The organism is Methylobacterium sp. GC_Met_3 (assembly GCF_026540775.1).
Lineage (GTDB): Bacteria > Pseudomonadota > Alphaproteobacteria > Rhizobiales > Beijerinckiaceae > Methylobacterium.
Genome location: NZ_JALNUL010000014.1, coordinates 81,281 through 94,491 on the forward strand (window position 1 = coordinate 81,281; position 13,211 = coordinate 94,491).

The 13,211-nt window shown below is 65.2% G+C and carries 18 protein-coding genes and 1 tRNA gene; 9 read left to right on the forward strand and 10 right to left on the reverse strand.

Annotated features, from left to right (window positions below):
- Window positions 1-149 precede the first annotated feature (149 nt).
- Window positions 150-1,400, forward strand: coding sequence for a phosphoglycerate dehydrogenase (gene serA, locus OXS27_RS17695; RefSeq protein ID WP_267357927.1), 1,251 nt, complete (start codon window positions 150-152; stop codon window positions 1,398-1,400).
- Between the two features lie 151 nt (window positions 1,401-1,551).
- Complete coding sequence (locus OXS27_RS17700) at window positions 1,552-2,025, forward strand: hypothetical protein (protein WP_243920817.1); 474 nt, start codon at window positions 1,552-1,554, stop codon at window positions 2,023-2,025.
- A gap of 3 nt (window positions 2,026-2,028) precedes the next feature.
- Here OXS27_RS17700 and OXS27_RS17705 read toward each other — a convergent pair whose 3' ends face one another.
- Window positions 2,029-2,181, reverse strand: coding sequence for a hypothetical protein (locus tag OXS27_RS17705; RefSeq protein ID WP_243920819.1), 153 nt, complete (start codon window positions 2,179-2,181; stop codon window positions 2,029-2,031).
- Window positions 2,182-2,510: 329 nt separating this feature from the next.
- Here OXS27_RS17705 and OXS27_RS17710 point away from each other — a divergent pair, with 329 nt between their 5' ends.
- Together OXS27_RS17710 and OXS27_RS17715 are read left to right on the forward strand one after the other, a co-directional pair.
- Complete coding sequence (locus OXS27_RS17710) at window positions 2,511-2,726, forward strand: hypothetical protein (protein WP_243921340.1); 216 nt, start codon at window positions 2,511-2,513, stop codon at window positions 2,724-2,726.
- Between the two features lie 417 nt (window positions 2,727-3,143).
- Window positions 3,144-3,662 carry a hypothetical protein gene (locus OXS27_RS17715; RefSeq protein ID WP_267357929.1) on the forward strand — a complete coding sequence of 173 codons (519 nt, stop codon included), beginning with the start codon at window positions 3,144-3,146 and terminating at the stop codon, window positions 3,660-3,662.
- Window positions 3,663-3,769: 107 nt separating this feature from the next.
- Here the strand turns inward: OXS27_RS17715 and OXS27_RS17720 are convergent, their stop codons facing one another.
- The 7 genes from OXS27_RS17720 to OXS27_RS17750 form a co-directional block, all read right to left on the reverse strand.
- Window positions 3,770-4,102, reverse strand: a complete 333-nt coding sequence (locus OXS27_RS17720; RefSeq protein ID WP_267357931.1) for a hypothetical protein — start codon at window positions 4,100-4,102, stop codon at window positions 3,770-3,772.
- Between the two features lie 204 nt (window positions 4,103-4,306).
- Window positions 4,307-4,885, reverse strand: coding sequence for an NAD(P)H-dependent oxidoreductase (locus tag OXS27_RS17725; protein WP_267357933.1), 579 nt, complete (start codon window positions 4,883-4,885; stop codon window positions 4,307-4,309).
- A 74-nt stretch (window positions 4,886-4,959) separates the two neighbouring features.
- Window positions 4,960-5,556 carry a cell wall anchor protein gene (locus tag OXS27_RS17730; RefSeq protein ID WP_267357934.1) on the reverse strand — a complete coding sequence of 199 codons (597 nt, stop codon included), beginning with the start codon at window positions 5,554-5,556 and terminating at the stop codon, window positions 4,960-4,962.
- A 468-nt stretch (window positions 5,557-6,024) separates the two neighbouring features.
- A complete protein-coding gene (locus OXS27_RS17735) occupies window positions 6,025-7,182 on the reverse strand; it encodes a GGDEF domain-containing protein (RefSeq protein ID WP_267357936.1) in 1,158 nt (385 codons plus the stop codon).
- Between the two features lie 88 nt (window positions 7,183-7,270).
- The gene (locus tag OXS27_RS17740) at window positions 7,271-8,275 is read right to left on the reverse strand and encodes an acyltransferase (RefSeq protein ID WP_267357938.1); all 1,005 of its coding nucleotides are present in this window, start codon (window positions 8,273-8,275) and stop codon (window positions 7,271-7,273) included.
- 224 nt (window positions 8,276-8,499) lie between these two features.
- Window positions 8,500-8,952: a translesion error-prone DNA polymerase V autoproteolytic subunit gene (gene umuD / locus OXS27_RS17745; RefSeq protein ID WP_267357940.1), complete on the reverse strand. Its 453-nt coding sequence runs from the start codon at window positions 8,950-8,952 to the stop codon at window positions 8,500-8,502.
- A gap of 5 nt (window positions 8,953-8,957) precedes the next feature.
- Window positions 8,958-9,179 (reverse strand): hypothetical protein, encoded by a 222-nt coding sequence (locus OXS27_RS17750; protein WP_267357942.1) that lies wholly within the window; start codon window positions 9,177-9,179, stop codon window positions 8,958-8,960.
- A gap of 60 nt (window positions 9,180-9,239) precedes the next feature.
- Here OXS27_RS17750 and OXS27_RS17755 point away from each other — a divergent pair, with 60 nt between their 5' ends.
- The 5 genes from OXS27_RS17755 (at window position 9,240) to OXS27_RS17775 (ending at window position 12,569) form a co-directional block, all read left to right on the forward strand.
- On the forward strand, window positions 9,240-9,548 hold the full coding sequence (locus OXS27_RS17755; protein WP_267357944.1) for a hypothetical protein: 309 nt from the start codon (window positions 9,240-9,242) through the stop codon (window positions 9,546-9,548).
- Window positions 9,549-9,556: 8 nt separating this feature from the next.
- The gene (locus OXS27_RS17760) at window positions 9,557-9,811 is read left to right on the forward strand and encodes a hypothetical protein (RefSeq protein WP_244007914.1); all 255 of its coding nucleotides are present in this window, start codon (window positions 9,557-9,559) and stop codon (window positions 9,809-9,811) included.
- Window positions 9,812-10,070: 259 nt separating this feature from the next.
- Window positions 10,071-10,781, forward strand: coding sequence for a BA14K family protein (locus OXS27_RS17765; protein ID WP_267357948.1), 711 nt, complete (start codon window positions 10,071-10,073; stop codon window positions 10,779-10,781).
- A 391-nt stretch (window positions 10,782-11,172) separates the two neighbouring features.
- A complete protein-coding gene (locus OXS27_RS17770; RefSeq protein ID WP_267357950.1) occupies window positions 11,173-11,520 on the forward strand; it encodes a hypothetical protein in 348 nt (115 codons plus the stop codon).
- Window positions 11,521-12,200: 680 nt separating this feature from the next.
- A complete protein-coding gene (locus tag OXS27_RS17775) occupies window positions 12,201-12,569 on the forward strand; it encodes a hypothetical protein (protein WP_267357952.1) in 369 nt (122 codons plus the stop codon).
- A 60-nt stretch (window positions 12,570-12,629) separates the two neighbouring features.
- On the opposite strand, the gene OXS27_RS17780 is transcribed toward OXS27_RS17775, so the two are convergent.
- Entirely contained in the window at window positions 12,630-12,785 is a 156-nt protein-coding gene (locus tag OXS27_RS17780) for a hypothetical protein (protein WP_243920847.1), read from the reverse strand.
- Between the two features lie 206 nt (window positions 12,786-12,991).
- A tRNA-Asn gene (locus OXS27_RS17785) sits at window positions 12,992-13,067 on the reverse strand.
- Window positions 13,068-13,211: the final 144 nt, after the last annotated feature.

A 13,211-nucleotide genomic window follows, 5' to 3' on the forward strand; every position in this document is an offset into this window, starting at 1 on the left:
TGTCGGGGACTGACACGGTCCGCTCCGGCACTGCTGATTGGCTACCGGGCTTGTTGCATCGCACTGGACGGACTCGTATCCGTGCGGAGCAGCCATCAGGGCTGGCGGCCGTCCCGTTGCCATCGCCCATTGCCGAACGATCGATCGCGATGACACCCGAAAAGCTCTCCCTGCCCAAGGACAAGATCCGGATCCTTCTGCTCGAAGGTATCAACGACAGCGCCGTCGCGCTCATGCGCGCTGCCGGCTACACCAATCTGATCCGGCTGCCGAAGGCGTTGGACCGCGAGGCCCTGCACGAGGCGCTTCAGGGCGTGCACATGCTGGGCATCCGCTCACGTACGCAGCTCGACGCGGCGGCGTTCGAGGCGGCGGACCGGCTGCTGGCGGTGGGCTGCTTCTCGGTCGGCACGAATCAGGTGGATCTGGACGCGGCGCGCCATCGCGGCGTCCCGGTGTTCAACGCGCCCTTCTCGAACACCCGTTCGGTGGCCGAACTCACGATCGGCGAGATCGTGATGCTGCTCCGTCGGATCGTGCCGCGCTCGGTCGGCGCTCATGCGGGCCGTTGGGACAAGTCGGCGGTCGGCTCCCTGGAGGTCCGCGGCAAGACCCTCGGCATCGTCGGCTACGGCAACATCGGCACGCAGCTCTCGACGCTCGCCGAGGCCATGGGCATGCGTGTCCTGTTCTACGACCACACCGACAAGCTGCGCCACGGCAACACCGAGCCGACCAAGACGCTTCACGACCTCCTCGCCCAGAGCGACGTGGTCTCGCTGCACGTGCCGGAGACCGAGGCCACCGCCAACATGATCGGCGAGGCCGAGATCCGGGCGATGAAGCCCGGCGCGATCCTGATCAACAACGCCCGCGGCACCGTGGTCGACCTCAACGCGGTCGCGGCGGCCCTGCGCGACGGTCATCTCAAGGGTGCGGCGATCGACGTCTTCCCGGTGGAGCCCGGGTCCAACGCCGAGGCGTTCGTGAGCCCGCTCCAGGGGATCGAGAACGTGATCCTGACTCCGCATATCGGCGGCTCGACCGAGGAAGCCCAGGAGCGCATCGGCTCCGAGGTGGCGCGCAAGCTGATCGATTATTCGGATATCGGTTCGACGGTCGGCGCCGTGAACTTCCCGCAGGTGCAGCTTCCCGCCCGGCCGACCGGCACGCGCTTCATCCACGTCCAGCGCAACCTGCCCGGCATGCTGGGCCGGCTGAACGACGTGTTCTCCCGCGGACACGTCAACATCGCGGCGCAGTTCTACCAGACGGATGGCGAGGTCGGTTACGTGGTCCTCGAGACCGATGCCACCGATGCGGATGCCGAGGTGTTGCTGACGGAGATCCGGGCCATCCCGGGCACGATTCGCGCCCGTTTGCTCTACGAGCGGCGCTGAGTACGGTTTTTACACCGCCATCGATCATATCGACGCTGCGCGGATGAACGCTCGCGGTGTTGCGGCGTTCGTCTTGCGCGGTCATGTGGGCCGCGGTTCAAATCGAACGCGGCCAATACGGGTCGAATGGTCGTCCGGCGGAGGATTTGCGGTGACGAAGCGTGTTTGGTGCGCCTGGGCCGGCATCGGGTTCGCCCTCGCGGGTTTAGCCGCGGTTCCCTCATCCGCTTCGGCGGATTGCCTGCGTCGGGTCTACAACCGATCGAGCCTGGTTCTGGTGGCGCGTCAGGATGGCGGCCCGCCCGCGGTGCTTCTCCCGGGGCAATCCGTGGCGATGCGGCTCGCGCGGCCCGGCCAGATCGATCTCGCGGCCTATTGCGGCATCCCGCAGGCCGGTGGGGCGCCGGTCGAACAGCAGACCTTCGACTACGAGGCGGTGCTCGACCGCTGCTTCGTGAGGTTCGGTGGTGATCTGTTCGTCCCGCAGCTGGGACGCGGTTTCATCGGCCTGCAGGGTACCGCACCCTTCACCGTGAACAATCCACAGCAGGGCGATATCGTCCTGGGGCCCTCGGCGCAGCCGGCCTGTGCCGTGCCCGGAGCCGTCCTGAACCGGCGTGGTTGATCGTTAGAGATAGTGGCGGAACACCACGCCTCCGCCCTCGACAGCGTCGGGTGACGAAGGTGTCGTCGGTCCGATGATCGGGCTGAGCAGACGCAGTCCGATCAGACCGAGGGCGGCAAGGACCGGGGCAACGAAGCGGAACGGGCGGATCAACATCAGCGCCTCCGTGACGCACGCGCTGGCCCGGGGAGAGGTCTCGCTGACATGTCCTGCATGCAGCTCCGGCGTGCTGAGAGAACATCGCACGGTCGCTTCGCGTCCGCGGTGCAATAGCGCACATCGATGGCGGCGAGGCGCGCAGCGACATCGACACGTCAGGTCTTTGTTACGGCTGACCGTTTGCGTCGACGGCATCCCTGGCGTGTGCGGCTGCGCCCTCCTATGCTGACGGACTGGGGAGCCGTCCGCATATGCGGCATGGGACGCGGCACGGGCGGAAACGACGCGCTTTCCAGCGAACCGACTGCGTGAACGAGGACGCGCGTATGCTGAACCAGGCCGGTAGTTCGATCGTACGAGGCGATCTCGGCGTCGAAGAGACGATCGAGTCCGACAATATCGTCCGCTGGGATGGGGAGAGGCTCTACGTCGAGCAGGACGTCTTCCACAACGGCCAGCTGGTTCACCGCAAGTACCGTCGCACCGTAACCGAGCCGGTGGCTCGGGCGCTCTGGACAATCATCAACCGCGCGAAGCAGTGAGCCGCGCCCATCAATCTGCGCTGCGCGTTAGGTCGGCATGACCGGAACGCGCAGTGCCGCGACGGTTGGTGAGCCGCAGTCTTCAAGCCTGTTCGCTCCGTCCGAAACCCGGTTCTCCGTGTTGCCTCGGGTCGGGCAGTCTCCGTTGCCTTCAATGGCTACGCGCAGACGGCTTCGCATTCTGTACTGGTCTCAAGATGTCTTCTGCTTCGAGCGTGAAGATCTTGGATTGATTGATCGCAGCACTTCTGCGGTGCGCTGATCGGCGATGCCGATCCAGACGCTTTCGTATGATCAGAAGATGGCAGATGAACTTGCGTTGCATTTGCTGAACGCTTAATGTTGCTTGAAAATTTCTGCGCGCTTTAATTCACTACCTGCAAATAATCCGTAGATCTAACTATTTTATCTCACTTATTGCTCAATCGCTGGTCGATCATTGTATTCAATGCGATCATCGCGCTGCCGCTCACATTGGCCATCTGGGAGATCGCATCGCTGCTCTGGTGTGCCGGATATCTCGTTCAGGGTGCGATCCAGGAAGCTGGTCATCTGATCGAGAGGCTGGGCGTCGTCCTGATCGGCTGGGGCGTGGTGCTCGAAGAGCGCAACGGCATGAGCCGGCTTCTCGGGGGCGGAACGCACAATGAATCCGCACACGATCCGGGCATCGATACTGTGTGCCACGACGCCGGCCTATCGTTGCTGGTGCTCGGCCTCATCGCCGAGATTTTCGTCCAGTGTGTCGAGGTGCCGGATCACATCATAAAGACGGATGGGCTCGAACGCGTCGTCCTCACGGTCGGAGATGCGTTCCTCATGCTGGGGCTCGCCGCGTTGATTCGGCTCTCAGCACGCCTCGCGACGCTTCGGATATCCAAACCGGCTGCGAGTCCCGGGGTGGCGATATCCGAAGCTCGATCGCACGGCCACTGACCCAGCCCAGGCGCTCTCCGTCCGCGTGAGGGCCGGTTGCGCGCACGACGGCATGTTACGGCCGAAGGTGAGAGCGAGGCCGGATGGCATCGCGATCGCGCCCGGCTCTAGGCAGCGACCGCAGCCGGCGTCTCCACCAGGGCGAGCGTGGGCGGGGCGAGCAGGTCCAAACGGTCGTGCGCGGTGTCGAAGGCGGCCCGGATCGTCGCCGTGGCATCCTCGACGGCGACGAGAACCGCCAGCTTCTGCGCACTGGCGCGATCGGCGAGGCCGCGTGCGGTCGCGACCAGGGATTGTTCCAGGTTCAGCAACTCGGCTTCCACGTCCTGCCCAGCCCCGCGTGTCGCAGCAGCAAGGCGTTCGAGGACAGCTTGAAGGGCATGACGCAAGACAAGCGTCCGCACGCGCTCCTGCAGGAGCGCCCGTTCATCGATCTTCATCGGAGTCTATCCGGGTTCCGGGAGCACGGTTAAGTTGTCATACCTTGGCTGCCCATGCAGCCACCTTTTTGCAACAGCGAAACCGGCTCGGTCGTTGGAGCATAACTTGGCGTCGCGCGGTGTCTTCGAGGCTGCACCCGCCGCGATTCGATGAGCCGTTGACCGGAGCAGCGTGTCGCGCGGGCGGTGCCGACGTGCGCGTCGTCAATACGGCGTTCCGCGCTGGCGCTGTGCGCCGAGCGCCTCCGCGTACCAGGTCAGCTCGTCGAGAAAGCGCCCTGCTGAGGCTTCGAGCCGCGGTTCGGTGGGGGTCCCCGCCTCCGTGATGGCATTCTGCAACCGGGGAATGGGCAGCAGGGAGGGGATGCTCGGCATGCCCATCTCGGCCAGCATGGCCCGCAGCGGCATGGCTGCGCGGACGCCGCCGAACGCCCCGGCAGAGTAGCAGCAGATTGCCGACGGCCGCCAGTAATACTCCTCGAGGAAGTGATCGAGCGTGTTCGAGAGTGCCGGCGGTACACCGTGGTTGTACTCGGCCGTCACCACCAAGAAGGCGTCCGATCGCCGGTAAAGTGTGGCGAGTCGTTCCAGCTCATCCGGTGCGGTACCGGGTGGGTATTCCTTGTACATCCGGTCGAGGAGCGGAAGCTTCAGCTCGGCCGGATCGACAAAGGGGGCTTCATGACCGCGCGCTTCGAGCTGTGCGATCAAGTAACGCGCCGCCCGGATGCCAATGCGATCGCTGCGAACGCTGCCGAGGATAACGGGCACAGTAAGCGACATGACGGCCTCCGATCGCGCCGATCATGCCAGGGACGGGCGCGTCCCTCCAGGCTGCTTCAACCCAAAAAAATGTTTCAAGCCTTCGAGCTCGTCAGTGCAGCAGCCGCGATGCCGACGGGGCCGCCCATGGCGTAGGCGGCGATCGCCTTCGTGACGTGCTGCAGGAGCGATTGCAGCCCGTCACCCGTGTCGCCGGCGGTCGAGGATCCGCCCGCGGCAGCAGGGGTGTCCGCAGACAGGTCCGTCGGGGTGGTCGACGATCCGGCCTGCCCGGCGGCGTTCGGCTCGGGCGCAGAGGCATGGTGTCCGTGATGATGATGGACCGGGACCGAGCTCGTCGCGGCCTCGCCCACATCCGTGGCGCCGGATGCCGACGTCGCGTTGTCCGCGTCCGACCCTGCCGTCACGCCGGTCTGCAAGCCCATCTGGCTAAAGTCGGATTGCAGCTGGAGGAGCGACGCCATCAGGTCGCTGGACAGAGCCGGGCTCGTGGCGGCGCTGCTCGTCGGCGCGGTGGTGCCGGAGCCGGTACCCTGTGTGCTGCCGGTGTCCTGACTTGCCGTGCTGTAGCCGCTCGCGTCGATCGGCTGGATGCCGGCCGCACGCGCTTGCCGCAGGGCGCTGACGAGGTCGTGCCTCAGAGACGTTCCCGATACCGCGTTCACCGACATGCTCAGCCCTCGAACCGTTGCTGCGATTCAGTCAGGCATATGGCGTTCCAAAAATTTGCTTTTACTTTCAAGCTTGTATCCGACCATCAGGGCGGCAGAATTGGCAGCGCGGCAAATCCTGCCGGCCTCGAGGACCCAACCGGCATCGATCGAACACGGTCGCGCCCGCCGCGCGCGAGCCGGCGAACAATGGCAGGTGGGCGAACCGAGGCCGAAACCCCTCCAGAAGCGGACAGAAACACCAGCGGCCGTGCGAATGCCAAGCTCGATGAGTCGGCCGCACAGAGCGGCCTGAAGAAGCAGCAGAGCGCTAAAATCGGCGCTTGCTGACAACGCCAAGCAGGTTGCGCATCGGCCCCAGCTTCTGGTCGAGGCGCATCATCCAATCGCTTTTCCGCGGTCTCATGCTGTAAGCCGGCGAGGCGTGATCCAGGGGCGGTGCCGTCGCACGACCCGTGCAGGGCCGGCTCAGGTTGCTGGCTTCGCGCTCATGCCCGGAAGGACGAGGCCCCCCGGTAAGGCCGCTCGCCGAATCGTCGCGTCGCGCTTGCTCGCCTTGGCGCGGTACGGCGCGGTATCGGCTGCAGCCATGAGCGGATCGAGTTCGAGCGAGCCCGGCGGTGCGGTTGCAAAACCAATGCTGGTTTCGACGCGGACCTCCCGTCCCTGGATCTGGTACGGTTCCGCGATCGTGTGGTCGATGCGCTCGGCGAGATGCGCGGCTTCATCCGGCTTCAGGATCGGCCCCTGAACGATCACGAACTCGTCGCGGCCGACCCGGGCGACCGCCGCCTTGCCATGCGCGACGGCCCGCAGCCGATCCGCGATCACCTGGAGCAGCTCATCGCCGGCCGCCTGTCCGTACTGGTCGTTGACCGGCTTGAGGCCATCCAGATCCAGGCAATGCACGGCGATCGCGTTCCCGCGTGCCTCGGCAAGCACGCCACGGTACGCCTCGCGCAGGCCCAGGCGGTTCAGCAGACGCGTCAGCGGGTCGTTCTTCGCCAGCGTCGCCATATCGTAACGCAGGATAATCTGGCGCCGCGTGTTCAGATAAAGGTACCGGATCGTTTCGAGCCCACCGCACAGGAAGACGGTGAATACCGTCGTGATCGGGATGCTGTTCGAATCGCCCCGGGAAGCCAGTGCCAGGATGGCGGGCACGGTCGCGATGCAGATGGCGATCCCCGCGATGCGGGGCCTGAACGCAATGCGTGTCACCGTCCCCGAACAGTAGCCGAACACGAGCCCGGTCACGAGGACAGGGAGGGCGGGGTCGACGGCGAGGAAACCGCACGCTGCGACGCAGCCGATCAACACCGCGAACCCCCAGGTGAACACGGCGTTCGCCCCCTCCCACCAGGCGGCGCGCTGGCGGTCCCACGGGCGGTCCTGCAGGGCGCACTGATGACGACGTTTGAGCAGACACTTCGACGCGCCGATCAGCGTGCCGGTTCCGGCGATGACCCACAAGACTGAAGACTGGACTCTGAACGCGACGAAGCTCGCAACACCGCAGTAAGTCGCCGCCATGATCGCAGCCGGAAACCGACCCGTCGCGAGCTCATCCACGAGGGCGATGAACAGGGTGTCTGTTTCGGAATCATAACCGAATCGGCGTGACATCGCCTGTTCATCGCGCTTCTACCGCAAAGATTGAAGCGGTCATCGCCAGCGGATCGGCTCACATCTTCGACCCGCTACGGCGTTCTCCTCACGCCGCCGGCTGTTCGATCCCCCGATTCACGGGGCCCAGCCTCATGCGGCCGCGAACCCAGGCGTGACGCGCCCGGTTGATCGGCCGGTCCCACAGCATCCAGACGGCGACGCTGACGATGAAGACCACGCCGAGCGCCAGGAGGGCGTAGGGTAGCCGCTGCAGCGGCGGAAGTTCGCCGAAGTTGTTGTGGACGAAGATGAATGCCGGCCAGTGCATCAGATACACGATGTAGGACAAATCACCGAGCGCCCTGTCCAGCCTGCCCGACTTTACGTGGACTGTGGATAGCGCGAGCGGAACCGCCGCCAAGGCAAGAACTAAGTTGAAGACTGGATTGTAGACAAAATTGACGCCCGCATTGCTTCCACCGAGCATCATATCGCGCAACGCAGGAACGCTCAGGCCCAGGCCCAGCATTGCGACGGTGATTCCGGCCGAAGCCAGGGTCGGGGCCCGTGGCGGCACCCATCGCCACCGGGCCGCAGCAGCGCCGATCATGAACAGGACCAGAATCTGCGGAAGCGGTTCCGTCATCACGGCGCCGCTCCTAAAATATAGAATTGCGACCGAGATCGCCGACCAGCAAATGAGAGCGCCGACTGCCACGCGGCGATCGACTTTGTGGAAGAGCAGATAGAGAAGCGGGAACAGAATATAAAATTGAAGTTCGATGTCGAGCGACCAGGCCGGAACGATCGGCAGTTGCGGCAGATTTCTGTACCCGACCACAAACAGACTGGATGCGATCGCTGCGAATTCGGTGGGAATCAGACGGGGATACAGCGCGAACGTGATGGCCGAACACAGCAGGAAGGTCGGTACGATACGCAAGAATCTTGATGTCAGGAATGTGAAATATCTATTTCGTGTATGGGAGTACTGTTTTTCCCACATCACGTAAATCCAATAGCCGCTCAGTACAAAGAACAAGCATACGGCAGCGTCGCCGAGGCTGAGCCGACTGAAATGCTGTACGACGACCACAAGGGCCAGGCACAAGCGGTAGAAACCTGGAAATAACAACGTGCGACGCTCCCGCTTCGGGGATAAGTGTTTATAATGTGAGCCCTACGATCTATATCATATGACACGATAATACAGTCCAATTTGCTGGTGTAATCTACCGACCAGCCCATTGGCATCGTCGCATATCCGGCGACGGGGCGGCAGCGCCACGGCGCGGCCGCCGCCGATCCGGTCGCGCCGGCGGGCGTCGGGCGTGCTCACGACATCTGCCCGCGGGCGACGTGCCAGCGGATCGAGAAACGCACCACGCCCCAGATCACGCCCTCGCCGAGTTCCTCGACCGCGAAGGCCGGCAGATCCGGGTTGCAGAAGGCGAGCCGGGCGACGTTGCCCGCGATCACGAGGCGCTTGCACGACATCTGGCCGTCGATCGCCGCCACGACGATGCTGCCATGGGCGGGTTTGAGGCTGCGGTCGACGCAGGCGAGGTCGCGGTCGTGGATGCCGGCGCCCTCCATCGACGTGCCGGAGATGCGCCACAGGAACGTCGCCGGCGGGTTCGGCACGAGCCAGCGCGGCAGTTCGAGGGCCCCCTCCAGGAAGTCGTCGGCAGGGGACGGGAATCCGGCGCAGAGCGCTTGGCCAATCAGGGGCACGCGGACGGCGTCGTGGCTGCCGACAAGCAACTCGTCGATGCGATGGGTCGGCATGCGCCTCAGGCCGCCCCGGTGAGACAATACGCGTACCCGCGTGAAATCAGCCGGCGCTGCTTCACGAGGCGTAGCTCGGCCGCGTCGAGATCGGTGAGCGCATCCGTGATCGCCTGAACCAGCGCCGCCCGGGCATCGCCGTCGGCGGCGCGGAGATAAGCCGCGGCGATGCCCTCGGCCTCGGACGGGTGGATCTCCACAAGCGAATCGTGCCGTTGGGCGTGCATCCGGCTCTCAACCTCGACTAGAACACATAGGGAACAAAGCGGACGGCGAGGCGTGGTTCAATGGCTGTTTCGGATCGCGCGGCGATTGCGGTGGGCGGCTGTGGAGAGGTCGGGAAAACGCCAATGCCGCGGAGGCTTTACCGCTTCCACTGCCTGGGTGGCGGTGACGCCGTGTTCGATCTGCAGGGGCGATGGCTGTCGAGCATCCGCGAGGTCCGGCAGCACGCGGACCGGGTGGCGCTGGGTCTGATGACGGGGGTCGGCTGCCAGGACTGGACCGTGTGGACCGTGGACGTACGCGATGCCGCAGGCCGGCCGGTGCTGTTTCGCGCGTTCACCGCCGTGCGGGTGGACGGCCAGCGGGCGTGAGCGGCGGCATGGTGATGAAGACGGCGTTCGTGGTGCAGCCGTTCGAGCTGCACCGGAAGCGGCTGCGGCCGGCCCGGCAGGAGCCGGCGCAGACGGAGAGCGGCGCGCTGAAGAAGGCGGAAAACCTGGCCAAGCGGATGCCCGGCGCGGCGGCGCTGAAGGTGGTGGCCGACGACGAGACCGGCGAGCTGGAGGGCGTCACGATCCTCGGCCAGTGGGGCGAGATCCCGGAGGATTTCGCGGAGAGCCTGCAGGGGGGCTGACGAGCGCCCCGGTCACGTGACCGCATTGCACCTGCATGAGTCCGCCATCGCCTGGCGCGCTGTGCTGAATGCTACGAAGCAGCAGCCCGCGCCCGAGAACGCGGCGGAGTGGCAGCGCGAGTCAACGACCGCATTAGGTGCCGGCCGCGGCTTCAGCGGCGAGTAACCCGCGGCTATTCGGACAGATTTCGCTGGGACCAACTTTGTCACCGTCGTGTTGTCCAGTCAGACGCTCCTCATTTGATATCGGTGGGACACAATGAACCGTACCATTCTGACGGCTGCGACGATCGTTGGCGCTCTGGCCCTGCTCCCGGCCACAGCCGATGCCCGAGGCTTCGGCGGGGGCGGCTTCCGGGGCGGTGGATTTGGGGGCGGTTTTCACGGGGGCGGCGTCCGTAGCGGTGGTTTTGCAGGGGGGGGATTCCGTGGTGGCGCGGTCAACGGCAATGCTCTGGCCGGCGGCGGAGTCGGTAACGGCCTGGCCGGCCGCGGATTCGGTGGCGGCCTGGGCGTTGGTGGTGCGCGCTTCGGTGGCGTTGGTGCCACCGGGGCTGGATTCGCCAACCGCGGTGTCCTGAGTAACCCGGGCCTCCGTGGCGCCGGTCTCGTCGGAAATCGCGGATTTGCCGGACGGGGCTTTCAGCGCGGCTACGGTTACGGCCGAGGCTACGGTTACGGCGGCCTGGGTCTTGGCGTGGGCCTGGGGCTTGCGGGCGCGGGTCTCGGCTACGGCTACGGGGCCTTCGGGGACGACTACTATGGCGGCGATTACGGACCGGCAGGGTATGGCTATGCGCCCGCCGGCTATGGATCTGGCTACGCCCCAGCGGGCTACGGAACAGACGCCGACACGGACGCAACTTCGTCGGAAGGCTCCGTCAGCTACTGCATCCAACGCTTCCGCTCATACGATCAGCGCACTGGCACCTACCTCGGCAACGATGGCCGCCGGCATAGCTGCCCGTAACCTCGACGCCACGTTCTAGACCAATGAGGCCCCGGGCAGAGATGCTGCGGGGCCCTCTCTGTTTCAGTCAGGGGAATGCGTGCTCGGATGGGCGCTCGATCTGGTCGCGCCAAGAGGCGACGGTGGCCGAGACGTCGGTCAGGGCTGGGCGATCGGTCATCCCAGCTGGGCTACCGCGAGGGCATTAACAGGCGACGGAGATCGGAGGCGTTGGCCGCTCCCTGTTCAGGTGCTCGACCGGCGCCGAGATGACGGGTCGTTCAGGTACGGATCAGCCGTACGGGCATGCGTCTTGGCGAGTACCGCTGCCGCTTCCCTGCTCGTCAGCGCTCGGCTTTTCGTCGCACACTGTCTTTTCCTCCGAACCGTCAGCGGCGCACGCAGTTGCCGCATGACCACGATGGAGGAGAGCACGATGTCGAACCCAGCCAAGGGGCAGCACGGCGACGGCCAGCGCCACAGCACGATGAGCGCTCAGGAACAGAAGGCCGCCGAGGTCCAAGAGGCCGGGAGCGCAAAGGCCGGCGCAGGCCACCCCGAGGTTCACGAGGGTGGGAAGGCTGAGACACCGACCGAGGGGAAGGGGCATCCCAAGTCGGCTGCATCGAATGCACCGGCAGGTGGAACCAGCGACGCGGCGACGAGCTCAGCGACGGTGGGCAAGGCCGAGAAGGAGGCTGCAGCTGCGGCCGGCTCCGAAAAGGAGCAGCACGGGCGCGGACACCGAAAGTCGGAGTAGGCTTCTCGCACCGCAGATTGCGCGCGGCCCCGCCCCGATCTGATCACGGGGCAGGGGAGCGTCCGATCTCTCCAGCGTGAGCCGAGCCGATACGCGACGTGGCTCGATGTCAGGATGGCGGGCGGCGGTTACCGTGTCGTGCCGACACCAGCTCCGTCACCGTTCCAGACCGGGATTGCCGGCCGAAGCGGGGCGATCGGCATGCTGGAAACCAGCAAGGCTATCATTGCGGCGCGTGAGCTCAGCATGATGGCGGGCGGTTCGCCGGTGAGGGTCCGCCAAGCTGCGATAAAGGCGTCACTGGGCATGGCGGCCAGCGTATCGCTTGGAGGGATGGGGTGGTCCGCAGTGCCGTGCGCGGGCGTGTCCATGCATCTCCAATATGGTCAGGCTTTTGTGTGCCGTGACGCTTGCTGAAGAAGATGAATCAGGCGTTGCGGGGTGCGCACGAAAAAGCCCGCCGCGGCGAGCCGGGCGGGCTTTCCAGATCCGAGCTTTGAGGGGGGACATCGCCCGGATCTGCCGACAGGATGCGGCCTGCTGGCGAAAGGGACAGCCCCACGCCCCAACTCATATACCGGCGAACGATGTGGAAGTACTCGCACCAGTGGACTATCGGGCGCTTGCGGCGCAGCTCTGAATGATGGATCGAGCCGGGATCTCATGACCTCGAGCCCCTTATGAAGCTGCGCCTGACCAACCCGTTCGACACGCGCTCAAGACTCGTTCGCACCCCGCTCCCCGGGTTCGACCCGATCTACTACCTATTCTGGTATTCGGACGTGCGTGCGACAGGCCTGGACCCCTTGCGCCACTACCTCCTCGCGGGTTGGAAGGAAGGGCGGGATCCGAGCGCGGGTTTCAGCACCTCCGGCTATCTGGCCGCGAACCCAGATGTGGATGCAGCCGGCCACAACCCGCTCGTGCATTTCGTGAACACCGGCTTTGCGGAAGGACGTAGCGGCTACGTCAAGGACCCAGCAGCCCCGGCTCCAAGGCCCAAGCACACCGAGGAGCCAATGAGGTTGCTGGCGTCACCCAGGGCCTAAGCACGAAAAAGCCCGCCCCGGCGGTGAAGCCGGGCGGGCTGAGATCGTCAGCTGCGGGGATCAGCTCAGTGCGAGCAGCGCGCGCAGGCCGCTGGCCTGATCCTCGTAACGATGCGCGCCGCCGATCATCGCACCGTTCGCATCGGTAATGTACCAGCCGCTGTGCACAGCGCTGTCGGGTTTCTCGTGGAAGTCGATGTAGGTGACCTTCAGCATTGCAGGGGCCCTCGGACTGCGTGTGACAGAGCAATGCAGGCCAACCTTCTGGCGTTCCTACAGCAGCGCTTGAGCGGATGAAGAAGCCCCGCGCGGCTGAGCCGGGGGGCTTTAGGGCGATAGAGGAGACACAAGGCCGCTTTGCCAGCACCCGGTGCGGGAGCGAGAGCAGAAAAGCCAGCAGACACAAGATGTTGTAAAGTGGATGGCTCCCCGAGCAGGACTCGAACCTGCGACAAGGCGATTAACAGTCGCCTGCTCTACCAACTGAGCTATCGGGGATCACGGTCGCGTTCGTACACATCGCGGCTGTCGGACGCAAGGGGTTTGATGGCGATCGGTGCGTGCGTGGAGACATCTTTGCAGCGTCGCGCGGCCGGACTGTCCCTCGGGCGTTCACGCCGCGCAGTCCTGCATGTGCGGATG

Coding starts and splice junctions, on each gene's coding strand:
- OXS27_RS17735 (WP_267357936.1), bottom strand. CDS start 7,182: ATGTCACGCCGATTCGGTTATGATTCCGAAACAGACACCCTGTTCATC.
- OXS27_RS17720 (WP_267357931.1), bottom strand. CDS start 4,102: ATGAAGATCGATGAACGGGCGCTCCTGCAGGAGCGCGTGCGGACGCTT.
- OXS27_RS17770 (WP_267357950.1), top strand. CDS start 11,173: ATGACCACGATGGAGGAGAGCACGATGTCGAACCCAGCCAAGGGGCAG.
- OXS27_RS17780 (WP_243920847.1), bottom strand. CDS start 12,785: ATGCTGAAGGTCACCTACATCGACTTCCACGAGAAACCCGACAGCGCT.
- OXS27_RS17710 (WP_243921340.1), top strand. CDS start 2,511: ATGCTGAACCAGGCCGGTAGTTCGATCGTACGAGGCGATCTCGGCGTC.
- OXS27_RS17755 (WP_267357944.1), top strand. CDS start 9,240: ATGGCTGTTTCGGATCGCGCGGCGATTGCGGTGGGCGGCTGTGGAGAG.
- umuD (WP_267357940.1), bottom strand. CDS start 8,952: ATGCCGACCCATCGCATCGACGAGTTGCTTGTCGGCAGCCACGACGCC.
- OXS27_RS17765 (WP_267357948.1), top strand. CDS start 10,071: ATGAACCGTACCATTCTGACGGCTGCGACGATCGTTGGCGCTCTGGCC.
- OXS27_RS17760 (WP_244007914.1), top strand. CDS start 9,557: ATGGTGATGAAGACGGCGTTCGTGGTGCAGCCGTTCGAGCTGCACCGG.
- serA (WP_267357927.1), top strand. CDS start 150: ATGACACCCGAAAAGCTCTCCCTGCCCAAGGACAAGATCCGGATCCTT.
- OXS27_RS17750 (WP_267357942.1), bottom strand. CDS start 9,179: ATGCACGCCCAACGGCACGATTCGCTTGTGGAGATCCACCCGTCCGAG.
- OXS27_RS17705 (WP_243920819.1), bottom strand. CDS start 2,181: ATGTTGATCCGCCCGTTCCGCTTCGTTGCCCCGGTCCTTGCCGCCCTC.
- OXS27_RS17775 (WP_267357952.1), top strand. CDS start 12,201: ATGAAGCTGCGCCTGACCAACCCGTTCGACACGCGCTCAAGACTCGTT.
- OXS27_RS17725 (WP_267357933.1), bottom strand. CDS start 4,885: ATGTCGCTTACTGTGCCCGTTATCCTCGGCAGCGTTCGCAGCGATCGC.
- OXS27_RS17730 (WP_267357934.1), bottom strand. CDS start 5,556: ATGTCGGTGAACGCGGTATCGGGAACGTCTCTGAGGCACGACCTCGTC.